Origin of the sequence: Plantibacter auratus, assembly GCF_050587365.1 — a bacterium.
Taxonomy (GTDB): domain Bacteria; phylum Actinomycetota; class Actinomycetes; order Actinomycetales; family Microbacteriaceae; genus Plantibacter; species Plantibacter auratus.
Genome location: NZ_JBOBFV010000002.1, coordinates 1,007,288 through 1,029,449 on the forward strand (window position 1 = coordinate 1,007,288; position 22,162 = coordinate 1,029,449).

Genomic DNA, 22,162 nt, shown 5'->3' on the forward strand with positions numbered 1-22,162 from the left:
TATGCGCCTTCTCGAGGCTGATGTCACACGGACATCCGGTGGTCAGACGAGGAGCGGCTGAAGCTGGTGCGAGCCGTCGAGCAAGAGGTCCAGGAGTGCGGCGGGGCGCTCGATCCGCTCACTGGGTGCCGAGAGCGACAGCCCCGCGACGAGACCGCCGCGGTCGTCCCGGATCGGGACCACGAGGCAACCGTGACCGGGCGTCACCTCACCCACCTGTCGTGCATACCCGAGTCGTTCGACGTCGCGGATCAACGGCTCGGCCTCCCGGAACGGCCGCTGGACGAGTCCTGACCAGTCGTATCCGCCATGAGCGAGCTCGTGCAGAAGGAGGCGCCCGATCGCGGAGGTGTCGAGGCGCCTGACGATCCGCTGCTCGTCACTCAACGGGAAGTCGGGATCCGCATCCGCGATCCTGATCCGATCGCCCTCGTACCGCACGAGGTGGACGCCTCCTCGTACGCTCGACCGCAATCGTCCGATCACCTCGCGCGCAGCGAGCGGGGGTGGGGCCGGAGCGACGAGATGGGCGAGCTCGACGACCTTCCGCCCGAGTGCGAATCCGCGCAGGTCGGGCATGCGGACGAGGTATTCGTCCTGGACGAGGAGGTTGAGGAGTCGGTAGGTGGTCGCCCTCGGCATGTCGAGTCCGGCTGAGACCTCCTGCGCCGTCACACCGGCACCGCATCGCGCGACCTCTTCGAGCACGGTGAGCGCGCTGTGCACGGCCTTCGGCTGTCGGGCGCGGAGCTCACCCGCGCCGCTCACCGGTGCTCCGCGGACGGTCCGCCGAGCACGTCGGCGCTCACCGTCTCGTCGTAGACCCCCACGGTCGAACTCAGCCACGGTCGGCGTCGATGCCGGATCGCCCAGATCGTGATACCGAGCGCCATCGTGACGAGGAACACCCAGACGCCGACGCCCCGTTCGCCGGTGCTCTCGACGACCAGGTAGACGACGAGCGCGACGGACAGCAGCACCCCGGCCACCACCGCGCGCAGGAGCGGCCAGAGCGTCAGTTCTCCGATCCGCCAGAGGAAGACCGGGGCTGCGATGCAGACGAGGACGTAGGCGGTGATGTACCCGGCCGCAGCCACGACGATGAGGACCTGCATGGCCGCCCAGGCTCCTCCGGTCAGCAGGAGCGCGAGCACCGAGACGGGCGTGACGATCGCCAGAGCCGTGATGATCGCCACATGGGGCGTTCGGAACCGGCCGTGCGTGGTCCCGAGGCGCGACGGGAGGACCCCTTCTCGACCCATCGAGAAGACGACCCGCGAGAACGCCGTGATGGAGGCGATCGCACAGGCGAGGAACGAGGCCGCGACGGACAGGTCGAGCAGCAGTCCCATCCATTCGACCCCGGAGGCCAGCGCCAGGTCGTTGATGGGCGTCCGCGTCGCGGTGATGTCCTCCCCCAACGCCGCGAAGCCCGCCAGCTGACTGTACGAGGTGACGAGGAAGAGGAGACCCGCGCCGACGACGGTCCAGACCAGGGACCGTGGGATGCTCGCGAAGGGCCGCCGGGCTTCGACGCCCAGCGTCGAGGAGCTCTCGAATCCGACGAAGGCGGTCACGGCGAGGACCGATCCGACCGCGAGGTGCTCCGGGGAGGCGTCCAGCCCGAGCACGGCCCAATCGGGCGTCGGTCCGAGCTGCGACAGGAGCACGCCCACGAGGATGAGGATGATCGCGACCGAGGCGCTCTCCACGATCAGGGTCACCCGGGTGGACAGGTGGATCCCGCGGACGAGCACGACAAGGCAGACGACGGCCATGCACACGAGGAGTGCGGACACGACACCCGTCGAACTCGGCATGCCGGGCCAGAACCGGTGCAGCAGGATCGACAGGTAGTACCCGGCACCGGCCAGGGCGAACATGGCGATGAAGCCGTACCCGATGAGCAGCGCGACGCCCGTGACGAAGGCTGCACCCGTTCCGAGCCCTTTGGAGACGAAGGTGTACAGCGAGCCGGTCGCGGCGATGCGCTTCGCGAACACGTTCACGGTGGTGGCGACGAGCAACGACAGCAGCATCGCGATGGCGAGCGACCACATGGTCGCCCCGCCCGCGGTCACGGTGACGATCAACGGGATCGTCGTCGCAGCGGCAGACGGCGCCACTGCCGAGACGGACTGGGCGAACACGTCGATGAACCCGACACTGCGCCGCTGGAGGCCGTCGACCGGTGACCGGGACTCGAGACCACGGACGCTCGGAGGATTGCTGATCGCGCGTTCCAGAGCCGTCACGTCCCTCACCTCCTCCTCGTCGTTCAGGCTAGGCGCGTCCCGTTGCACCGGCGTGGCGGGCGTGTTTCGGCTTCATGACCGTCAAATGAGACAGCGGTGTCGACCGGTCTCATTCGGTGCCGAGCAGGTGTTACGGCGACGAGACGAGGCGGCAACAGGAGACCGGGATGCTGGCCTCGTCCCGATACCGCCGCATTGCTCGAGGAGTGTCCATGACCGTCACGAAAGGTCCGGCCACCGATGCCGGACAGCCCACCCGGTCCCTGAAGGGATCGCTCGGCGTCACCGCCATCGTCTTCATGGTCGTCGCCGCGGCGTCGCCGTTGACCGTCGTCGGTGGAGCCGCACCGCTCGGCATCCTGCTCGGCAACGGGGTCGGCTTCCCGAGCATGTACGTCGTGTCCGCGGTGATCCTCCTGCTGTTCGCCGTCGGACTCTCGGCCATGACGCGGCACGTCCCCAAGCCGGGTGCCTTCTTCACCTTCGTCGGATACGGGCTCGGCAAACCGGCCGGTCTCGCGTCGGCGTTCCTCGCCCTCCTGACCTACACGACCATCCAGGTGTCGGTGTACGGCTACATCGGCTACCTGTTGAGCGTGACCTTCGCCGGTCTCGGCGCTCCGGAGATCCCCTGGTACGTCTACTCGCTCGCGTCGATCGCCGTGGTCGGTCTGCTCGGCTACCGCCACATCGACCTCAGCTCGAAGGTCCTCGGCGTCCTGCTCGTGGCGGAGGTCGGGATCGTCCTCGTCCTCGCCGGGGCGGTCATCGTGACCGGCGGTGCCGACGGGCTGTCGGCCGAGCCGTTCGTGCCAGAGCAGGTGTTCTCCGGGTCGCCCGGTGTCGGACTGATGTTCGCGATCGCGGCGTTCATCGGGTTCGAGGCGACCGCGATCTTCCGCGACGAGGCGAAGGACCCGTCCCGCACGATCCCACGGGCGACCTACATCGCGGTGATCGGGATCGGCCTGTTCTACACCCTCGCCTCCTGGGCGCTCGTCATGGCCTGGGGGCCGGACGACGTCCTCGCCGTGGCCGGTGAGGACCCGGGTGCGATGATCCTCCGCACCACGCTGCTCTACCTCGGTCCGGTCGGTGAGCTCGTCATCAACGTCCTCCTCATCACGAGCATGTTCGCCTGCGTCCTCTCCTTCCACAACGTCATCACCCGCTACCAGCACACGATGTCGAACGCCGGCGTCCTGCCGGGCCGGCTCGGCGGAGTCCACCCCAAGCACCTCTCGCCGCACACCTCGTCGCTCGTCCAGAGCGCAACCGCAGCGATCCTGATCGTCGTCTTCGCCGTGCTCGGTCTCGACCCCGTCCTGCAGGTGTTCACGTGGTTCGCCGGCGTCGCGACCCTCGCGATCGCGATCCTCATGGCGGTCACGAGCCTCGCGGTGATCGTGTACTTCGCTCGCACGAAGCAGGATCGGCGGCTGTGGAACACGGTCGTCGCACCCGGCCTCGGGTTCATCGGACTCGTCGGTTCGGCCGTCGTGATCGTCGTCTACTTCCCGATGCTGGTGGGAGACGTGGATGCGGGCGGCAACCCCGTGTTCGGAACCGTGAGCGCCGTCCTCCTCGCCCTCATCGCGGTCTGCCCCGTCGTCGGCCTCGTGCAGGCCGCGTACCTGCGTCGTCGTCGCCCGGCCGCCTACGCCGACGTCATGGACGCCATCGGCGGTTGACCATCCGACCCTTCCCCTCGCCACCCGCGACCACCCGCATCACCGAACCAGGAGCATCACGATGACCATCACCGACCCCACCACCCTGCGCAGCGCCGACGGCGACGCCCCCGTCCAGCACCCGCTCGCCAGCCTGTCCGCACCCGAGTTCGACCGCATCCGCGACATCGTCACCGGCTTCGACGACTTCACCGAGACGACCCGGTTCGCCTACGTCGGCCTCGAGGAGCCCCACAAGCGGGCGGTGCTCGCCTGGCAGGCCGGCGACGGTCCACTGCCGGAACGCCTCGCCCGCGTGATGCTGCTCGACATGGCCACGGGTCGATCGACGGACAACGTGGTGTCCATCGACAGCGGGTCTCTGCTCAGCACGGTCGTGCTGGACGGCTCCCGCGGCCAACTGCCGATCCTCATCGAGGAGTTCGACGCCATCGCGGAGATCGTGGCGGAGGACGAGGGGTGGGTCGCCGCCCTCGCCGCCCGTGGCTGCACGGTCGACGAGGTGAAGGTCGTCCCGCTGTCGGCAGGCTTCTACGACTATCCCGAGGAGGTCGGGCGCCGGATCGTCCGGGTCCTCGCATTCCGCCAGGACTACCCGGCCGACCACCCGTGGGCCCACCCCGTCGACGGGCTGAGCGCCTATGTCGACACCGCGGCGCGGCGGATCACCCGCCTGATCGACGCGACCGCCCTGGCGATTCCGGCGGAGCCCGGGAACTTCGACGACCCGGCGGTCCAGGGTGCTCCGCTCTCCTCGCTCAAGCCGATCGTCATCACCCAGCCGGAGGGTCCGAGCTTCCAGGTCGACGGCGAGTTCGTCGAGTGGGGCAATTGGCGGTTCCAGGTCGGGTTCGACGTCCGTGAGGGCCTCGTCCTCCGTCAGCTCTCGTTCGACGATGCCGGCGAGGAACGACCGATCATCTACCGGGCGTCGATCAACGAGATGCTGGTCCCCTACGGTGACCCCTCCCCCGTGCGCTTCTGGCAGAACTACTTCGACACCGGCGAGTACCTGTTCGGCCGGTTCACGAACTCCCTGGCGCTCGGGTGCGACTGCGTGGGCGAGATCAAGTACTTCGACGCGGTGCTCGCCGATGAACTCGGCAACCCGTTCACGATCGAGAACGGTATCTGCATGCACGAGGAGGACTTCGGCACCCTCTGGAAGCACTCCGACCTGTACACCGGCTCGAACGAGGTCCGGCGGTCGCGTCGGCTGGTCATCTCGTTCTTCACGACCGTCGGCAACTACGACTACGGGTTCTACTGGTACCTGTACCTCGACGGCACCATCGAGTGCGAGTCGAAGCTGACGGGCATCCTGTTCACCTCGGCGTACCCCGGGCTCGACGCGGAGGGCGCCGACTACCCGTACGCCTCGGAGGTCGCGCCCGGGCTCGGTGGGCCGTACCACCAGCACCTCTTCTCGGCCCGTCTGGACATGATGGTCGACGGTCTGTCGAACGCGGTCGAGGAGGTGGACGCGGTCCGGGTGCCGATCGGGCCGGGGAACGAGCACGGCAACGCGTTCACGAAGCGGGTCACGCGGCTCAGCACGGAAGCGGGGTCCGGACGCGTGGCGGAAGGCTCGGCCGCTCGGGCCTGGCACATCGTCAACACGGAGAAGACGAACCGGATGGGACGCCCGACGGGGTACGTGCTGTACCCGCAGGAGTCGCCGACGCTCATGGCCGACGCGTCGTCGTCGATCGCCAAGCGGGCGGAGTTCGCGACGAAGCACCTTTTCGTCACGAAGTACGACCCGGCTGAGCGATACGCGGCGGGCGACTTCGTCCACCAGAACCCGGGTGGCGACGGTATCACGCGGTTCATCGAGGGCGACGAGTCGATCGACGGCGAGGACATCGTGCTCTGGCACACCTTCGGACCGACGCACTTCCCCCGTCCAGAGGACTGGCCGGTGATGCCGGTGGACTACGCCCGGTTCACGCTCAAGCCCTACGGTTTCTTCGGCAAGAACCCGACCCTGAACGTCCCGCCGAACGAAGCGGTCGGGCACTGTTCGCACGACACCGGCGCCGCGCACGCGGGACACGGAGGTCACGACCAGGGCGCCGAGGAGCACTGTGGCCACGGGCACTAGGTCGCGGCGATGAGCGAGGTCCTCCACCTCGGGGCGCTCGTCCCGGCCGCCGTCGGCGCCTGTTGCACCGTCGGCGGCCGACGCGGACCCCTCGACCTCGTGGCCGCGATCGTCATGCTCGCGGCGATGCTCGACCTGGCGACCGGTGTCGGGATGCTGCATCCGTTGCTCTGGGCCGTCGTCCTGATCGTCCTCGCCGTCGCCTCGGCGGTCCGGCTTCGGTCCATCGCCGGACCGCCGGCTCCGGTCGACGACGCTGTGTCGCTCGCCGTCACGCGCCACCGTGCGGCGATGACCGTGCACACCTCAGGCGGTCTCGTCATCATGGCGGCGCTCGTGTGCACCATGGCGGGTCATGCCGCCGGGAGTATATATGCCGGATCGGGTATACACCCGGCAGGCCATCAGATCGGAAGCAGTGCCCTCCCTGCCGTGCTCCTGGCGGGCGCCATGACGGGGTTCATCGCTCTGTCCACGCGCATCGCGGTCGACGCGGCTCGGCGGCGTGAGCGGGTCGTGGTCGTCGAGGTGGTGAGCATGACGGTCTCCGTCGTCGCCATGGGGCTCGCCGCGGCGCTGTGACCTGGGCGGCGGCGTCGATCTACTCGGCGTCGTCGCCCTCCCACGGCGGCCGCGCGACCTTGCCGGACATCCGCCATACCGCTCGGGTCAACTCGGGGTGCACCCGGGCGATCTCACGGAGTACCTCGTACTCCAAGTGGTCCGCGTTGTCGCGGTGGTCCTGGGCGTCGTCGAGCGACGAGTACCCGGCGAGCCGCGCCATCGCGTGCTGGGCGGCCAGACCCCGGGCGTGCAGCGCGTCGTCCCGGAGGACGGCGACGACGAGCTCGTCGACCGTCGGCATCGAAGGCAGGAAGTCCCAGGGGTCCTCGCCGTCGCGGGCGCGGTGCTCGATGATCACCTCGCGCTCGAGCTGTGCGTCGCGGCGCAACCTGGGGAGGTCGACGGCCTGCAGATCCACGTACCCTCCTCGCTCCGGCGCACCCCGCGGCGCGCACTCGGGTATCAAGGGTACGCCCGGTATCGGTGGACCATGCCGTCAAGGCGCAGCTCCCTCGCGGCCGAGGCTGGTACCGCAGGACCACCGATGTCGTCCGATCGGCGGATGCCGGGGTCGCATCAGCTCCATCCTCATGCGGATGTGGTCGGTGGCGGCGCTCCATAGCGTGGAGTGGGGCGGATCGCGCCCACTCCGCGACCGAGAGGCCCGTCCTTCCATGTCATTCCTCACGAGGCTCAGCCTCGCCAATCGACTGATCGTCGGCCTCATCACCGCGGCGATCGTGGCCTTCGGACTCTTCGCGGTCGGTTCGCTGAAGCAGGAACTCCTGCCGTCCGTGCAGCAGCCGGGTGCCGTCGTGGCCGCGACGTATCCCGGCGCATCGCCGTCGTCGGTGGAGCGCGAGGTCACGAAGCCCGTCGAGCAGGCGGTCCAGGGGGTCAAGGGCGTCACCGGCGTCACCTCGACGTCGGTCAGCGGTTCCACGTCCGTGCAGGTGAGCTGGGACTTCGGCCAGGACGACGAGAAGATCGTCGGCGACATCCGCAGCGCGCTCGCCGGCCTGAAGAGCACCCTTCCGAACGACACGAGCACCGAGGTCTACGCCGGTGGGAGCGAGGACATCCCCGTGCTGCAGCTCGCGGTCGCGTCCGAGGACGAGTCCGGTGAGTTCGCGGGCAAGGTCGAGAGCACCGTGCTCCCCGCGCTCCGTGGGATCGCCGGCGTGCGTCAGGTCGATCTCGCCGGTGAGAACGCCACGCAGCTCGTCATCACGATGCGTCCGGCCGACCTCGCGGCCAAGAAGGTGACCGCGGAGGAGGTCATGGCGGCCGTCCAAGCGAGTGGTGTGATCACGGCCGCCGGGACGAGCGTCGACGCCGGCAAGGAACTCTCGATCGAGGTCGGGTCGCCCGTCGGCTCGCTGGCCGAGGTGCAGGCCCTGCCCATCCAACATGAGGACGGTCCCTTCGCGCTCTCCGCCGTCGCGGACGTGGAGCTCGTGCCCGCAGCCGAGACCTCCATCGCCCGGGCGGACGGTCTCCCGTCGCTGTCGCTCACGATCCTCAAGGACCCGTCGGCCAACGCCGTCCAACTCGCCCACACCATCCGTGACGCCCTCCCCGGGCTGGAGCAGGAGCTCGGCTCGGGTGCGGCCTTCACCGTCGTCTTCGACCAGTCGCCGATGGTCGAGCAGTCCATCCACGACCTCTCCGTCGAGGGCGGGCTCGGGCTGTTGTTCGCGATCATCGTGATCCTGGTCTTCCTGCTGTCGATCCGGTCCACGATCATCACGGCCGTGTCGATCCCGCTCTCCCTCCTCATCGCGATGATCGGTTTGTGGATCGGCGACTACTCGCTCAACATCTTCACGCTCGCAGCGCTGACCGTCGCCGTCGGGCGGGTGGTCGACGACTCGATCGTGGTGATCGAGAACATCAAACGTCGGCATACCGGGCGGGCGATGACGACCACGAGTGTCGTCGAGGCGGTCCGCGAGGTCGCCGGGGCCGTGACGGCGTCGACGATCACGACCGTGGCCGTGTTCCTCCCGGTCGCCTTCGTCGGCGGGACGGTCGGCGAGCTGTTCCGACCGTTCGCCGTCACCGTGTCGGTCGCACTCATCGCGTCCCTCGTGGTGTCGCTCACGATCGTGCCGGTGCTCGCCTACTGGTTCATGCGAGGCTCCTCCGCCCCGGCTGCGGGCAAGGCCACCGAGGACGCGGCCACCGAAGATGCGTCTGTCGTCGAGGACGAGTCCGAGGCGTACTCCAAGCTCCAGCGCGCCTATCTGCCGGTCCTGCGCACCGCCCTGAAGCGTCCGGTCGTGACCCTGCTTGTGGCGGCGGTCGTGTTCGCCGGGACGATCGTCTCGGCCGGGTTCCTGAAGACCGACTACCTCGGCGACATCGGGGGCGAGAACACCGTCACGGTCACGCAGGAACTCCCCGAGGGGACGAGCCTCGACGTGACCAGCGACGCGGCCGCGGCCGTCGAAGCGGTCCTCGCGAAGACGGCGGGCGTCTCCGGGTACCTGACCACCGTCGGTGGGAACGGCTCGAGCAACACGGCACAGATCAGCGTGACCGTCGGTGAGGAGAGCTCACGCGAGGGCGTCGCCGACACCATCCGGAAGGCCGTGGCGAAGCTCGACGACGTCGGCAAGGTCACCGTCGGCGACGCCGCCGGTGGATTCACCGGTGGCGGAGGCGGCATGGAGGTCACGCTGCAGGGTGAGGACCCCGTGGCACTCGCCACAGCGGCGGCCGCGGTGCAGGACATGCTCGGCGGTACGGACGGCCTCCGCGATGCGACGAGCGACCTCGCCGACGAGCAGGGCCTGCTCAAGGTGAACGTCGACCGCGCCGCCGCCGCCCGGTACGGCTTCACGCAGGAACAGGTCGGCCAGGCCATCGCCAGTGCGCTCCGAGGCACGCCGATGGGTTCGGTCATCCTCGAGGGCTCGTCTCGCGACATCATCGTGCGCTCGCAGCGGGTCGGCACGACACCGGCCGAGATCGCCGCGCTCCCCCTTCCGGTCAGCGCGCTACAGCAGGCCGCGGCCCAGAAGGCCGCGACCGACGCACTCACGGCCGAGCAGGACGAGGCCACCCAGCGTGCGAAGGACGAGGCGGCATCCCAGGCCGCGACCCAGCGCTCGGAACTCCAGGAGGCCCGCTCGACCGCAGCATCGCAGCTCGACGCCCTGCGGGCTCAGCTGAGCGCGTTGCAGGCGGCTCCCGTCGAGGTGCCACCGGTCACGCCCACGACTCCGGAGGAGGAGGCGGCACGACAGGCCTACGAAGCCCGCGCCGCCCAACTCGCCGGACTGAGCGACGCCATCTCCCAGCTTCAGGGTTCGATCACGACCATCGACGAGCAGCTGACCGCGATGCGGGACGCCGAGAGCGAGGCCGCCGAACAGCAGGCTGAGGCGGACCGCCTCACCCAGGCGCAGAAGGACCTCGCCAACGTCAGCGCCGTCCCGATCCCGGTCAGCGCCGTCGCCCAGGTGGCGGAGGAACGTGCCGCATCGGCGATCACGCGCATCGACGGCGTCCGGACCGTGACCGTGTCGGCGACGCCGACGGGTGACGACCTCAGCGCGACGACGCTCGCCGTCCGGGAGGGCCTCGACGGCCTGGACCTGCCGAACGGCGTCACGGCGTCGGTCGGCGGCGTCGCGCAGGACCAGGAGGAGTCGTTCGCGCAGCTCGGCCTCGCGATGCTCATCGCGATCGTGCTCGTCTTCATCGTCATGGTGGCGACGTTCCGGAGCCTCTTGCAGCCGCTCATCCTGCTGGTCTCCGTGCCCTTCGCGGCGACCGGCGCGATCGCGGCTCTGCTCATCACGGGGACCCCGCTCGGTATCCCGTCGATGATCGGCCTCCTCATGCTCATCGGCATCGTCGTCACGAACGCGATCGTCCTCATCGACCTGGTCAACTCGTACCGGGCTCGGGGCGACGGCATCGACGACGCGGTCCTGCACGGGGCCCGACTCCGTCTGCGACCGATCATCATGACCGCCTGCGCGACCATCTTCGCGCTCGTGCCGATGTCGCTCGGCCTCACCGGCGGCGGGGTGTTCATCTCGCAGTCGCTCGCGATCGTCGTGATCGGCGGCCTGGTGTCGTCGACGCTCCTGACGCTCATCCTCGTGCCGGTGCTGTACCTGCTCCTGGAGCGCCGGACCGAGCGCCGTCTGGCGAAGCGCGAGCGGAAGCGCACGGCGAAGGCCGCGCAGCGCGAGGCCGAGGAGCACGACGAGCAGACCGATGAGGACCTCGACGCGATCCTCACCACGGATCGCTGACGGCGGCTGCAGGGTGGGCGGCTCGGCCCACCCCGCAGCTGGCACACTGGTGGGCGTGGACCAGCGACTGATCGACCTCCTCCGTTCCGACCTCGACGCGGCCGGGTACACGGTGGAACGGGTGCGCGGCCTCTGGGGTGAGACGGCCGAGGCCGCCCTGCACCGTTCCAACCGGGTCGTGGCGATCCGCTCACTCGACGAACGCCGCCGGACCGCGGGGGTGGAACCGATCGCGACGCTGGCGACGCTCTTCGTGCTCGGTGTCGCCGTGGAGGCCGATGACGCGACGCGGGCACTGCCGTCGCTCGGTCTCGACGGCGCGGTGGCGCTCGGTCTCGTCGGCCTGAGCGACGACGGATCCGTCGCCCCGGCCATCGATCTGCGGCCGTACGCCTGGGTCGACGCCAACGGGAGCGGTGCCTGGTGGATCGCCTCCGATCTCGGCGAACTCGCGCTGGGTCACGAGCTCGGCGAGGAGCACGTCCTCGGGGTCGGCGGCGCGTCGATGACCCTGAGCGGCATCATCCTCCCTGAGCGGATCGGAACGGCACTCGACCTCGGGACCGGGTGCGGCATCCAGGCGCTCCACCTGTCGCGGATCGCGGATCACGTGGTCGCGACGGACATCTCCGAACGAGCCCTCGAGCTCGCCGCACTCAACGCGCGCCTGAACGGCATCGACTCGATCGAATTCCGCCACGGCAGCATGTTCGAACCCGTCGCCGGTGAACGGTTCGACCGCATCGTCTCCAACCCGCCGTTCGTCATCACCCCGCGTGCCGAGGGCGTGCCGAGCTACGAGTACCGCGACGGCGGTCTCGTCGGCGATGCGCTCGTCGAGTCCGTGTTCCTCGAGGTCGCCCGGCATCTGACGCCCGGCGGGGTCGCGCAGTTCCTCGGGAACTGGGAGTACCGAGACGGCGCCGACGGGCTCGACCGCGTGGCCGGGTGGGTGGAGCGCAGCCCGGAACCGGTCGACGCCTGGGTCATCGAGCGCGAGGTGCAGGATCCGGCCGAATACGCGGAGACCTGGATCCGCGACGGTGGAACACGGCTCGGGACGCCGGAGTTCGAGCGCCTCGCGGGAGCCTGGCTCGACGACTTCGCGGCTCGGGCCGTGACCGGCGTCGGTTTCGGGTACGTGCTGCTCCGTCGATCGGACCCGTCCACTCCGCTGCGCCGCTACGAGCGGCTGCACGGGCAGGCGGGCTCGAACTCCGCCGGGCTGGGTGCGCACCTCGCCGTGTGTCTCCTCACTCACGACTGGCAGGTGGCGCTCGACGACGACCAGCTGCTCGGTGAACGCGTCATCCTCGCGGGCGATGTCACCGAGGAGCGCCACTACTGGCCCGGGGACGAGGACCCGACGGCGATGACGCTGCGGCAGGGTGGCGGCTTGGCTCGCTCGGTGGGCATCGACACGGGCCTGGCGGGGCTCGTCGGGGCCTGCGACGGCGAGTTGACTCTGGGAGCCATCATCGACGCGATCGCCCAGCTCGTCGAGGTCGATGCGGCGGAACTCCGCGCCGAACTCATCCCCCGGGTCCGCGCCCTGCTGGACGACGGCATCCTCCTGCCGAGCTCCTGAGGTGTTCAGGCACGCTGGCCCTACTCGTCGTGGAACCGTGCCTGGGCGATGAGGACGCCGTCGTCCGTGATGCGGGAGACCAGTCGATGCTCCACAGCACCGACAGGGTGCCGGTTCGGGCGGTCTTCCAGGTGATGGCGATAGTCTGCCGTGTCGGACCGACCGACGCCGCCGACGAAAGCGACCACCCTCCATGCCGGAGAGCCCACTCTCAGCCAGCCCGTACGAGGTGCTCGGCGTGAGCACGACGGCGACGCAGGACGAGCTCCGGAGGGCCTACCGACGGCTCATGCGCGAGACCCACCCCGACCTCGGCGGAAGCGCGCGGCAGTTCAACGCCGTCCAGCTCGCCTGGGAGCGCGTCGGAACCGAGCAGGACCGGGCCGCCTACGACCGCGGGCGCAACGTTCCGTCCTCCGACGCGGGCGACGACGACGCTCCGACCTGGTCGGCGTCGACCACTGGTCGGTCGGGTACGCAGCGCGCCGACTCACGCCCTCGCGCTCGTGCCTACGGACACCCCGGCGGAGACTCGCGGGAGGCCTACCTCGGGCTCATCCGGGAGTGGGTCGGCCGAGGTGTCCCACTCGACGACCCCTACGACCCGAAGCTCGTCCGCTCGGCTCCGCGCGAGATCCGGCACCAGTTGGCCAACGCGCTCGCCGAGGAGCAGACGGCGCGCACCGTGGCGACGCTCGGCATCGGATACACGGTCTGGCACGACGTCCTGGCGCCGGGCGAGGCGAAGCTCGACCACGTCGTCCTCGGCCCGACCGGCCTCTTCGCGGTCAAGTCGGAGGACTGGGGTGGGCCGGTCCGGGTGCACCGTGGAGAGGTCGTCGGGGAGACACTCGATCCTCGCGAGGAGCCCGTCCGGTCGATCGTGCGCTCGGCTCGGACCGTCGCGAAGGCGGCGCGGGTGAAGTTCACGGCTTCCGTCATCGTCGTGCCGGACGGCGCCACCCCGGAGTCGGTGGAGTTCATCGGTCGCAAGCATCCGGTGACGGTCCTCGTCGAGCGCTCCCGCCTGGCCGACCTCCTCCGCACCGGTCTCCCGGGCGTCGACCGCATGGGCGGCAACCAGCTGTTCGACATCCGCACGCGTCTGCAGCAGACCATCCGCTTCGTCGGCCTCTGACACGCTCCCTGACACGGCACGGGAGGAATCCCCTCCCGCCCCACTCGGGGACCTTGTGCCGTCGTGCTCCGGGCCCCAGCATCAGGGCATGACTTCTCCCGCAGGCTGGTATCCCGATCCCGAGCAGCCCGGCCGGCAACGATGGTGGACCGGAGTCGGCTGGGGTGGGCAACGCATGCCGGCGGCCGTGCCCGCTCCCCCGGTCGCCGTCCCTGCTGCTGCTGCCGGGGCCACGCGAACGCGCCGCCTCGGACCACTCCACATCGTCCTGCTCAGCCTGGTCGGAGCACTGTTGCTCGTCAGCGCCGTCGGTGGCGCGTTCTGGGCGATGCTCGCACTCGTCGCCATCGTTGCCGTGGTCATCGGCGTGGTCGCGCTCGTCCGTGGTCGCGTCTCCTCCCTCGGGATCCGCAACCGCGGGATCGCGGCCGCCGTGATCGGTGCCGCCCTGTGCCTGGTCGTCGTGGGCGGAAGCGCCAACGCGGCCATCCACCCGGTCGGGCCCCGTCCGGCGGCGCTGTTGTCGGCTCCGGAGGGGACGTCCGTCGCCAAGCCGAGCGCCACGCCGACCCCCACCCCGACCGAGGTCGTCACCGAGGTGACCGAGGTGGTGGAGATCCCGTTCGCGGTGACCGAGGTGCAGGACCCGAACATCGACGTCGGTCAGGTCGTCGTGACGACGACGGGCGTCCCCGGGCAGCAGACGAACACCTACCGCGTCACCACGCGAGCCGGGGTCGAGATCGCTCGAGAGCTCGTCGCACAGCTCGTGTCGGTCCAACCGGTCGCGCAGGTGACGTCCGTCGGGACGCGGCAACCCGCTCCGCCGCCTCCCGCTCCCGTCGCCGATCCGGCCAGTGGAGGGTGTGACCCGAACTACGAGGGGCAGTGCGTTCCGATCGCCAGCGACGTCGACTGCGCCGGGGGAAGCGGCAACGGACCGGCGTACACGCCCGGCCCGGTGTACGTCGTCGGGAGCGACGTCTACGACCTCGATCGGGATGGTGACGGTATCGCCTGCGACGCCTGAGCAACCCCGTTCGCGTTCGGCGGAAGTCCGGGTCCGAGATGTGGAGCCGAGCGTATCGTCGCTGGCGAGGCGCTGGACGGTGCCTCGACGCTGACGGATTGGAGCGACGATGAGCGCAGCACTCAACGGCAAGCAGGTGGCCTTCCTGCTCACGGACGGCTACGAGGACAGTGAACTGACGAGCCCCTGGGAGGCGGTCACCGGAGCCGGAGCGACCGCCCGACTGGTGTCTCCCGCCACCCAGGACGTGACCGGCAAGAACGGACACGTCCAGCCCGTCGACGTCGCGGTCGCCGAGGCCTCCTCCGACGATTACCACGCACTCGTGCTGCCGGGCGGCGTCGTCAACGCGGACGACCTCCGCGTGGACGAGTCCTCGATCGCCTTCGCGAAGGCGTTCTTCGAGCAGGGCAAGCCGGTCGGGGTCATCTGCCATGGCGCATGGATCCTCATCGAGGCGGACGTCGTCCGCGGTCGTGAGCTCACGAGCTACCCGAGCCTCAAGACGGATCTGCGGAACGCGGGCGCGTCCTGGGTGGACGAGGAGGTCGTCGTCGACCAGGGCCTCGTGTCGAGCCGGACGCCTGATGACCTCCCGGCCTTCAACGCGAAGCTCGTGGAGGAGATCGGTGAGGGCGAGCACGAGGGTCAGCACGCCTGACTCCGGTCGCAACGCGACGCACGAACGCCCGGTCCTGGTGGACCGGGCGTTCGTCCGTGCGGGTCAGGCCCAGCCGCAGATCGCGCGGAGCAGCTCGAGCAACTTTCGATAGAAGTCCATGAGACCACCTCCTTTCATATCAGCTTCTGACGTCAAACATCAGACATCCTGACAGGGCACAGGAGGTCGCACAGTCCCCTCAATGGCGGACACCCCGCGGTCGCCGGCCTTCCTCCGACACGCACGAACGCCCGACCCCTTGGAGGGGCCGGGCGTTCGAGTGCTGTGTGGAGGCGCGCTTACGCCTTCTTGTTGCGGGTCAGTGCGCCGTAGATGAGGAGCACGACGATGGATCCGCCGATGGCGAGGAGCCAGGTCTGCAGCGAGAAGAACTCCTGCAGGTTCGCGCCGAAGAGGATGCCGCCGAGCCAGCCGCCGAGCAGTGCTCCGACGACGCCGAGCAGCAGCGTGATCAACCAGCCGCCGCCCTGACGGCCCGGAAGGATCGCCTTGGCGAGGGCGCCGGCGATGAGGCCGAGCAGCAGGAAGCCGAGAAAACTCATGATGTCTCCAAATGTGATTGCCGGATCGAACGGGGTGCCGTTCGACCGTGTTACCGCCCCCGCCGGTGGGCGGGGGCAGCCACTGTATCGCGAGGACTAGTGCTTGAACGCGTCCTTGACATTCTCGCCGGCCTTCTTGGCGTCGGCCTTCGTCTGGTCGGCCTTACCCTCTGCGACCTTGCTGTCGTCGCCGGTGACCTTGCCCAGGGCTTCCTTCGCCTTGCCCGCGAGGTCCTCAGCGGCGTTCTGGATCTTGTCCGATGCACTCATGGCGTTCTCCTTCGTCTGCGTTGGAAACCGGTGATGATGTCCGGTCATCGGGTAAGACGCAGCTCGGCGGGCATTCGTCACGAAATCCGTCGAAAAACTTCCGGGACGCCGCCGGTGTCCGATCGAATGCGAGACTGGAGGTTCGTGTTCCGCCAGGCAGCGCCGCCGTCCAGACCCGCCGGGAGGTGAATCGCTTGAGGACAGCACCCCCTCGCTCGGGCTTCGCGCGCTTCCTGCGTGTCGTCCGCAACACGATGTTCTGGATCATCGGCGTGATCCTCGCCATCGCGTTGGTGATCTTCGTCTGGTTGCAGCTGACCCCGTGGCCGGGCTCGATGGTCATCCGTATGGCATTCGACGAGCGGGCGAAGGTCGTGCAATCCGACCTCGTGAAGTACGTCCCCGACGGTGTCGACGTCCGACAGGACATCCCGTACCGCTCCGGCGACGCGGACGCGCTGCTCGACGTCTACACGCCCGACGGGGTGCGCGGCAGTGGTGCCGCCCTCCCGACGATCGTGTGGGTGCACGGTGGAGCGTGGATCTCCGGTAGCAAGGAACTCATCTCCAACTACATGCGCGTGCTGGCCGGCGAGGGGTACACGGCGATCGCGGTCGAATACACGATCGCGCCCGAGGGTCAGTACCCGTTGCCCATCGAGCAGGTCGCCGACTCGCTCGGCTACCTCGACGCCAACGCTCGCGCGCTCAACGTGGATTCGTCCAAGCTCATCCTCGCCGGCGACTCCGCCGGTGCCCAGATCGCCGCCCAGGTCGCGAACGTGGTCACGAGCTCCGAGTACGCCAGCTCGATCAAGGTCGAATCGCCGATCGAACCGGAGCAGCTCGCCGGGGTGGTCCTCGCCTGCGGGGCCTACGACCTCAGCCTGGTCAACGCCGAAGGCAGCTTCGGGTGGTTCCTCGACACGGTGCTGTGGTCGTACTTCGGAGCGCGCGACTACAAGACCCGGCCGGAGGTGGCGTCCGCGTCCGTCGTCGACTATCTGACGGCGAAGTATCCACCGACGTACATCACGGTCGGCAACTGGGATCCGCTCTACCCGCAGTCGGTCGAGTTCAAGGCGAAGCTCCAGGGCCTCGGTGTGGACGTGCAATCGATGATCTTCAACCCGGACTTCCGGCCAGGGCTCGAGCACGAGTACCAGTTCCTGCTCAACGACCAGGGCCGGTTCAACCTCCAGCGCATGGACGCCTTCATCGACGGCATCACCGACACGAGCCTGCCGTTCGGGCAGCAGGGTCCGCCCGTCCGCTGAACGACCCGCTTCAGGGGAGGCGGATGCGGTCGTCGTCCTCGACGAGACGACCGTGGAGCACCGCCTGGGCGAGCGTCAGGTCGAGCCAACGTCGAGCGGTCTCACCGAGGCGACCGTAGCCGAGCACCGATGCCGCCTGCATCGGCAGCTGCTCGCGGTCGACCTCGTGCTCGGGGCTCGCGGTGATCACGAGCTCCATGGCGTTGCAGATCTCCGCGGGACTGATGTCCGTGACCGCGCGGTGGTCGCGATGCACGACCCGGCGGACGCCTCGCCACGTGACGACGTCGAGTCCGGTGGGCCAGGCGAAGCCGTTCTGGACGACGAACGCCTCCGTCACCAGCGCTGACAGCTCGGCGCGCGACTCCTCGGACGGCCGGTCGACGCCGAAGCGCCGGGCCACGATGGTCACGAGGCGAGGGACGGCGATCGGGCCCTCGGTCGTGAGGATCGCCGACGCGACGCGGGTCACGGCTGCCTTCGTCAGCTCGAGGTTGTCGAGGACGGACGCCGGGCCGATGACGGAGTCGTCGGCGAGCTCGAAATCGGTGATGGCGACGCTCAGGGGGACGACCGGAGCCGACGCGGTGACGGGGAGGGCGACCGGGTCCACCAAGCGGGTCGCGGAGTGCTCGTCGGCCGGCGCCTCCCCGTGGACGTCCGGGCCGGCGACGGGTGTCCGGGGTGCGTTCGCCTCGCGGTCGTCCAGTGGCTCCGAGCCGGTGGATTGCGGCGCAGGGTGCGTCGGCGTCGTCCGCGGCGCGGGATCCGGCGTGCGCCGCGGCGGGTGGTCCGCTGAGGACTCGGCGTCGTCCGTGTCCGGTGCGGCCGGTGTCGAGGGGTCCTCCTCGAGCGCACGTTCAGCGCGTTCGCGCCACGCCTTCGGAAGCCATGTCGACTTCGCGACGAAGCCGTTCCACCCGCGACTCACGGTGCCACGCTCCGCTCGGGACGCGGGCTGGCAGAGCGACGATGCCCTGCTGGGTGGGTCGTCGAGGTCAGAGGTGGCACCTCCACAGGATAGACCGCGGCGGACGTGCGCTCAGCTCGCCGTCTGTCGACGCGCCTCACGTCGGCGCTCGCGTTCGAGGTCGGCGGCTGCAGCTTCGGCGGGCGTGGGAGCCGTTCCGCCCAGGGCGCGAGGTTGCCACCACGCCCCGGTCCCGTCGACGGGATAGTCGCGTTGCAGCTCGTCGACCATGCCCTGCAGACGGTCGCGGAGCTGCTCGGTACTCGTACCGACGTCGTCGCTGGGCGCGACGACGATCGGCTCGCCGAACGAGAAGTGCACGGGGACCCCGAACCGCTCGCGGAAGCCGACCCGGTGGTTCTTCGTCAGGAGGCGATGACCGCCCCAGACCGCGACTGGGATGATCGGCACGCCGGCCTCCTGTGCGAGGCGGACCGCGCCCGACTTGAGGTCGCGGACGGTGAACGAGGCGCTGACGCCGGCCTCGGGGAAGACCCCGACGAGCTCGCCGCTGCGGAGCGCTGCGACGGCGTCGGCATAGGCGGCCGCGCCGGCGCGCATGTCGACCGCGATGTGCCGCATGCTCCGGAGGAGGCGGCCCACGACGGGCTGGTCGAAGGCGCCCTGCTTGGCCATGAAGCGGATACGGCGACGGTTGTGGAGCACGGTGGCCCACTCGACGAGTGCGAACTCGAGGTACCCGAAGTGGGTCATCGCGATCACCGCGCCACCCTCGTCGGGCAGGTGTTCGATGCCGGTGGTGTGACGGCGCAGACGCCAGAAGCCGAACAGGGAGCGACCGACACCGACGGCGGTGTCGTACACGGGCTCGATAGGGCGTCTCATGGCGACACCGTACGACAGCGACCTGGGGAAGTACCGGGGTGGACACCTGGGGAAGTACCGGGGTGGACACCTGGGGAAGGAGCGGGCTAGGGGTGCCTCGGGAACCCTTCGCCGGCGGACCGCACGCCCGATACGATCGCAGGATGACGGTGACGCAGACGGGCCGCTCCCGCGGCAGCTACGCCAAGACGGCGGCAAGACGTCGGGAGATCCTCGAGGCGGGGATGGACGTCTTCGCCGAGCAGGGGTTCCGCAGTGGATCGCTCCGTGAGGTCGCGGAGCGCGTGGGCATGAGCCAGGCCGGCCTCCTCCACCACTTCTCGACCAAGAACGACCTGCTCGCCGCGATCCTCGACTTCCGGGACGACCGGGATCGCGAGGAGTCCGGCATCGAGATCGGGAGCGGCATCGAAGGCATCCGCGGGCTCCTCCGCCTCGTCGAGCACAACATGCGCGTCCCCGGTCTCGTCGAGCTCCACTGCGTCCTGTCCGCCGAGGCGACCTCACCGGACCACCCGGCGCACGAGCACTTCGTCCGGCGGTACAGCTGGTTGATCGACGGGATGACCGTCTCCTTCGAGGTGATGGCGCGTGAGGGCCAGCTGGTGGCCGGCGTCGAGCCTGCGAGCGCGGCACGCATGCTCATCGCGATGATGGACGGCCTGCAGCTGCAGTGGCTGCTCGACCGTGATTCGGTGGACATGGCCGAGGAGACCCGACGTTCGCTGCGGCCTCTGCTGACGGTCGAGCTGTAGCACGGCACTCCCCCGCCGTGATCAGGATTCCTCCACATCCGGCGGCATCCATCGGTCCACCACTCATATCTGATATTAGAGTTGGGGTGGCTGCGGGACAACGCGGAGGGGAAGTCCTTATTTTGACTAATTCAAAACAACTCGGTACGGTGGCTGCATGAACGGATCGGAGGTGGAGTCGGCGACGTTCGACTTCAACACGAAGATCCGGGCAGCCGGGCTGCGGGTGACCACGGGACGCCTCGCCGTCCTCGAGATCCTCGCCCGGACACCGCACGCCGATGTGGAGCAGGTGGTCGCGTCCTTGAAGCCGCGAGCCCCGCAGACCTCCCCACAGGCCGTGTACAGCGTGCTCAACGCCTTCGTCGCGGCCGGCCTCGTGCGCAGGATCGAACCGGACGGCCATCCCGGCCGGTACGAGCTGCGCGTCGACGACAACCACCATCACCTGGTGTGCAGCTCATGCGGCGCCGTGGTCGACGTCGACTGCACGCAGGGTTCGGCACCATGCATGCACCCCGACGACACGGCTGGGTACGTCATCGACACGGCCGAGATCACGTTCTGGGGAGTATGCCCCGCGTGCCAGGCGGATGCCGCCTGACGCCGTTCCACAGACCACTCGACGGCACCTCCATGCCGATCGTCAGCTGACACCGCCAAGGTGGCAGTGCTGAATCCATCCGACCGTCCGACCAGCCCCACCCTCGAGGAGAGACATGTCCGAGACCAGCTACACCACCACCAACAGCGGAGCACCCGTCGCGAGCGACGAGCATTCGCAGAGCGTCGGCGCAGACGGAGCGATCGCGCTCCACGACCACTACCTGGTCGAGAAGCTCGCGCAGTTCAACCGCGAGCGGGTGCCGGAGCGCGTCGTCCACGCCAAGGGCGGCGGTGCGTTCGGACGGTTCGTCACGACCGGCGACGTCTCCCAGTTCACGCGCGCCGCGCTGTTCCAGCCGGGCGTCGAGACCGAGATGCTCGCACGCTTCTCCACCGTGGCCGGTGAGCAGGGCAGCCCCGACACCTGGCGCGACCCCCGTGGCTTCGCGCTGAAGTTCTACACGAGCGAGGGCAACTACGACCTCGTCGGCAACAACACGCCGGTGTTCTTCATCCGCGACGGCATCAAGTTCCCCGACTTCATCCGCTCGCAGAAGCGTCTCCCGGGCTCGCACCTGCGCGACCACGACATGCAGTGGGACTTCTGGACGCTCTCCCCCGAGAGCGCGCACCAGGTCACCTGGCTCATGGGCGACCGCGGTCTGCCGGGCTCCTGGCGCCACATGGACGGCTTCGGGTCGCACACCTACCAGTGGGTCAACGCCGCAGGCGAGCGGTTCTGGGTGAAGTACCACTTCAAGACCGACCAGGGCATCGAGATCCTCACGCAGGACCAGGCCGACCAGATCGCCGGCGAGGACGCCGACTTCCACATCCGCGACCTCTCCGAGGCCATCACGCGAGGGGAGCACCCGAGCTGGACGCTTTCCGTGCAGGTCATGCCCTACGCCGACGCCGCAGGCTACCGCTTCAACCCGTTCGACCTCACCAAGGTCTGGCCGCACAGCGACTACCCGCTCATCGAGGTCGGCAAGATGACCCTCGACCGCAACCCGGAGAACTACTTCGCGCAGATCGAGCAGGCGACCTTCGCGCCGTCGAACTTCGTCCCCGGAATCGCTGCGAGCCCCGACAAGATGCTCCTGGCCCGCATCTTCAGCTACGCGGACGCACACCGATACCGCGTGGGCACCAACCACGCACAGCTGCCGGACAACGCGCCGCACGCGCCGGTGCACACGTACTCGAAGGAAGGCGCCATGCGCTACACCTTCAACGACGCGGACGCGCCGGTCTACGCACCCAACTCGGTCGGTGGCGCCCACGCCGACCCTGCGCGTGCCGCTGAATCCAACGGCTGGCAGTCCGACGGCGAGCTCGTGCGGGCAGCCGCGACGCTGCACGCCGAGGACGACGACTTCGGCCAGGCCGGGACCCTCGTGCGCGAGGTGCTCGACGACGCCGCCCGCGACCGCCTCGTCGGCAACATCATCGGCCACGTCTCGAAGGTGACGCGCCCCGAGCTCCGTGCCCGGGTCATCGCCTACTGGACCGCCGTCGACGGCACGCTGGGCGCGCGCGTCGCAGCCGGCCTCCCGCCGCTCGTCTAGAG

The 22,162-nt window shown here is 69.2% G+C and carries 19 protein-coding genes; 12 read left to right on the plus strand and 7 right to left on the minus strand.

What is annotated here, in order from left to right; genetic code table 11:
- Nucleotides 1-42: 42 nt before the first annotated feature.
- Both ACQ3HE_RS11980 and ACQ3HE_RS11985 read right to left on the minus strand, forming a co-directional pair.
- Complete coding sequence (locus ACQ3HE_RS11980; protein ID WP_430892906.1) at nucleotides 43-768, minus strand: IclR family transcriptional regulator; 726 nt, start codon at nucleotides 766-768, stop codon at nucleotides 43-45.
- Nucleotides 765-2,255: an APC family permease gene (locus tag ACQ3HE_RS11985; RefSeq protein WP_079704310.1), complete on the minus strand. Its 1,491-nt coding sequence runs from the start codon at nucleotides 2,253-2,255 to the stop codon at nucleotides 765-767. The genes ACQ3HE_RS11980 and ACQ3HE_RS11985 overlap by 4 nt, the downstream gene beginning before the upstream one ends.
- A gap of 212 nt (nucleotides 2,256-2,467) precedes the next feature.
- On the opposite strand from ACQ3HE_RS11985, the gene ACQ3HE_RS11990 reads away from it, so the two are divergent.
- From ACQ3HE_RS11990 to ACQ3HE_RS12000, 3 genes are all read left to right on the plus strand, one after another.
- Nucleotides 2,468-3,946 carry an APC family permease gene (locus ACQ3HE_RS11990; protein WP_159876496.1) on the plus strand — a complete coding sequence of 493 codons (1,479 nt, stop codon included), beginning with the start codon at nucleotides 2,468-2,470 and terminating at the stop codon, nucleotides 3,944-3,946.
- A gap of 61 nt (nucleotides 3,947-4,007) precedes the next feature.
- Nucleotides 4,008-6,050: a primary-amine oxidase gene (locus tag ACQ3HE_RS11995; protein ID WP_430892907.1), complete on the plus strand. Its 2,043-nt coding sequence runs from the start codon at nucleotides 4,008-4,010 to the stop codon at nucleotides 6,048-6,050.
- 9 nt (nucleotides 6,051-6,059) lie between these two features.
- Nucleotides 6,060-6,632 (plus strand): hypothetical protein, encoded by a 573-nt coding sequence (locus ACQ3HE_RS12000; protein ID WP_430892908.1) that lies wholly within the window; start codon nucleotides 6,060-6,062, stop codon nucleotides 6,630-6,632.
- A gap of 19 nt (nucleotides 6,633-6,651) precedes the next feature.
- Here ACQ3HE_RS12000 and ACQ3HE_RS12005 read toward each other — a convergent pair whose 3' ends face one another.
- On the minus strand, nucleotides 6,652-7,032 hold the full coding sequence (locus tag ACQ3HE_RS12005) for a hypothetical protein (RefSeq protein ID WP_064294055.1): 381 nt from the start codon (nucleotides 7,030-7,032) through the stop codon (nucleotides 6,652-6,654).
- 256 nt (nucleotides 7,033-7,288) lie between these two features.
- Here ACQ3HE_RS12005 and ACQ3HE_RS12010 point away from each other — a divergent pair, with 256 nt between their 5' ends.
- From ACQ3HE_RS12010 to ACQ3HE_RS12030, 5 genes are all read left to right on the plus strand, one after another.
- Nucleotides 7,289-10,885, plus strand: a complete 3,597-nt coding sequence (locus ACQ3HE_RS12010) for an efflux RND transporter permease subunit (RefSeq protein WP_430892909.1) — start codon at nucleotides 7,289-7,291, stop codon at nucleotides 10,883-10,885.
- Nucleotides 10,848-12,473 carry a DUF7059 domain-containing protein gene (locus ACQ3HE_RS12015; protein WP_430892910.1) on the plus strand — a complete coding sequence of 542 codons (1,626 nt, stop codon included), beginning with the start codon at nucleotides 10,848-10,850 and terminating at the stop codon, nucleotides 12,471-12,473. Before ACQ3HE_RS12010 ends, ACQ3HE_RS12015 begins: the two co-directional genes overlap by 38 nt.
- A 193-nt stretch (nucleotides 12,474-12,666) precedes the next feature.
- Nucleotides 12,667-13,611, plus strand: coding sequence for a J domain-containing protein (locus ACQ3HE_RS12020; protein WP_079704305.1), 945 nt, complete (start codon nucleotides 12,667-12,669; stop codon nucleotides 13,609-13,611).
- Between the two features lie 88 nt (nucleotides 13,612-13,699).
- A complete protein-coding gene (locus ACQ3HE_RS12025) occupies nucleotides 13,700-14,641 on the plus strand; it encodes a G5 domain-containing protein (RefSeq protein ID WP_430892911.1) in 942 nt (313 codons plus the stop codon).
- Nucleotides 14,642-14,750: 109 nt separating this feature from the next.
- The gene (locus ACQ3HE_RS12030; protein ID WP_430892912.1) at nucleotides 14,751-15,302 is read left to right on the plus strand and encodes a type 1 glutamine amidotransferase domain-containing protein; all 552 of its coding nucleotides are present in this window, start codon (nucleotides 14,751-14,753) and stop codon (nucleotides 15,300-15,302) included.
- A 299-nt stretch (nucleotides 15,303-15,601) separates the two neighbouring features.
- On the opposite strand, the gene ACQ3HE_RS12035 is transcribed toward ACQ3HE_RS12030, so the two are convergent.
- On the minus strand, nucleotides 15,602-15,865 hold the full coding sequence (locus tag ACQ3HE_RS12035; protein WP_064294061.1) for a GlsB/YeaQ/YmgE family stress response membrane protein: 264 nt from the start codon (nucleotides 15,863-15,865) through the stop codon (nucleotides 15,602-15,604).
- A gap of 96 nt (nucleotides 15,866-15,961) precedes the next feature.
- Nucleotides 15,962-16,135, minus strand: coding sequence for a CsbD family protein (locus ACQ3HE_RS12040; RefSeq protein WP_064294062.1), 174 nt, complete (start codon nucleotides 16,133-16,135; stop codon nucleotides 15,962-15,964).
- A 194-nt stretch (nucleotides 16,136-16,329) separates the two neighbouring features.
- Here ACQ3HE_RS12040 and ACQ3HE_RS12045 point away from each other — a divergent pair, with 194 nt between their 5' ends.
- On the plus strand, nucleotides 16,330-17,412 hold the full coding sequence (locus ACQ3HE_RS12045) for an alpha/beta hydrolase (protein ID WP_430892913.1): 1,083 nt from the start codon (nucleotides 16,330-16,332) through the stop codon (nucleotides 17,410-17,412).
- Nucleotides 17,413-17,422: 10 nt separating this feature from the next.
- Here ACQ3HE_RS12045 and ACQ3HE_RS12050 read toward each other — a convergent pair whose 3' ends face one another.
- Together ACQ3HE_RS12050 and ACQ3HE_RS12055 are read right to left on the minus strand one after the other, a co-directional pair.
- Nucleotides 17,423-18,343, minus strand: a complete 921-nt coding sequence (locus tag ACQ3HE_RS12050) for a hypothetical protein (RefSeq protein WP_430892914.1) — start codon at nucleotides 18,341-18,343, stop codon at nucleotides 17,423-17,425.
- A gap of 111 nt (nucleotides 18,344-18,454) precedes the next feature.
- Nucleotides 18,455-19,228, minus strand: a complete 774-nt coding sequence (locus ACQ3HE_RS12055; RefSeq protein ID WP_430892915.1) for a lysophospholipid acyltransferase family protein — start codon at nucleotides 19,226-19,228, stop codon at nucleotides 18,455-18,457.
- A gap of 143 nt (nucleotides 19,229-19,371) precedes the next feature.
- On the opposite strand from ACQ3HE_RS12055, the gene ACQ3HE_RS12060 reads away from it, so the two are divergent.
- The 3 genes from ACQ3HE_RS12060 (at nucleotide 19,372) to ACQ3HE_RS12070 (ending at nucleotide 22,160) form a co-directional block, all read left to right on the plus strand.
- The gene (locus ACQ3HE_RS12060; RefSeq protein WP_064294065.1) at nucleotides 19,372-19,983 is read left to right on the plus strand and encodes a TetR/AcrR family transcriptional regulator; all 612 of its coding nucleotides are present in this window, start codon (nucleotides 19,372-19,374) and stop codon (nucleotides 19,981-19,983) included.
- A 157-nt stretch (nucleotides 19,984-20,140) separates the two neighbouring features.
- A complete protein-coding gene (locus ACQ3HE_RS12065) occupies nucleotides 20,141-20,587 on the plus strand; it encodes a Fur family transcriptional regulator (RefSeq protein ID WP_430892916.1) in 447 nt (148 codons plus the stop codon).
- Nucleotides 20,588-20,702: 115 nt separating this feature from the next.
- Nucleotides 20,703-22,160: a catalase gene (locus ACQ3HE_RS12070; RefSeq protein WP_430892917.1), complete on the plus strand. Its 1,458-nt coding sequence runs from the start codon at nucleotides 20,703-20,705 to the stop codon at nucleotides 22,158-22,160.
- The last annotated feature ends 2 nt before the right edge of the window (nucleotides 22,161-22,162 follow it).

Coding starts and splice junctions, on each gene's coding strand:
- ACQ3HE_RS11990 (WP_159876496.1), top strand. CDS start 2,468: ATGACCGTCACGAAAGGTCCGGCCACCGATGCCGGACAGCCCACCCGG.
- ACQ3HE_RS11995 (WP_430892907.1), top strand. CDS start 4,008: ATGACCATCACCGACCCCACCACCCTGCGCAGCGCCGACGGCGACGCC.
- ACQ3HE_RS12000 (WP_430892908.1), top strand. CDS start 6,060: ATGAGCGAGGTCCTCCACCTCGGGGCGCTCGTCCCGGCCGCCGTCGGC.
- ACQ3HE_RS12010 (WP_430892909.1), top strand. CDS start 7,289: ATGTCATTCCTCACGAGGCTCAGCCTCGCCAATCGACTGATCGTCGGC.
- ACQ3HE_RS12015 (WP_430892910.1), top strand. CDS start 10,848: ATGAGGACCTCGACGCGATCCTCACCACGGATCGCTGACGGCGGCTGC.
- ACQ3HE_RS12020 (WP_079704305.1), top strand. CDS start 12,667: ATGCCGGAGAGCCCACTCTCAGCCAGCCCGTACGAGGTGCTCGGCGTG.
- ACQ3HE_RS12025 (WP_430892911.1), top strand. CDS start 13,700: ATGACTTCTCCCGCAGGCTGGTATCCCGATCCCGAGCAGCCCGGCCGG.
- ACQ3HE_RS12030 (WP_430892912.1), top strand. CDS start 14,751: ATGAGCGCAGCACTCAACGGCAAGCAGGTGGCCTTCCTGCTCACGGAC.
- ACQ3HE_RS12035 (WP_064294061.1), bottom strand. CDS start 15,865: ATGAGTTTTCTCGGCTTCCTGCTGCTCGGCCTCATCGCCGGCGCCCTC.
- ACQ3HE_RS12040 (WP_064294062.1), bottom strand. CDS start 16,135: ATGAGTGCATCGGACAAGATCCAGAACGCCGCTGAGGACCTCGCGGGC.
- ACQ3HE_RS12055 (WP_430892915.1), bottom strand. CDS start 19,228: ATGAGACGCCCTATCGAGCCCGTGTACGACACCGCCGTCGGTGTCGGT.
- ACQ3HE_RS12060 (WP_064294065.1), top strand. CDS start 19,372: ATGACGGTGACGCAGACGGGCCGCTCCCGCGGCAGCTACGCCAAGACG.
- ACQ3HE_RS12065 (WP_430892916.1), top strand. CDS start 20,141: ATGAACGGATCGGAGGTGGAGTCGGCGACGTTCGACTTCAACACGAAG.
- ACQ3HE_RS12070 (WP_430892917.1), top strand. CDS start 20,703: ATGTCCGAGACCAGCTACACCACCACCAACAGCGGAGCACCCGTCGCG.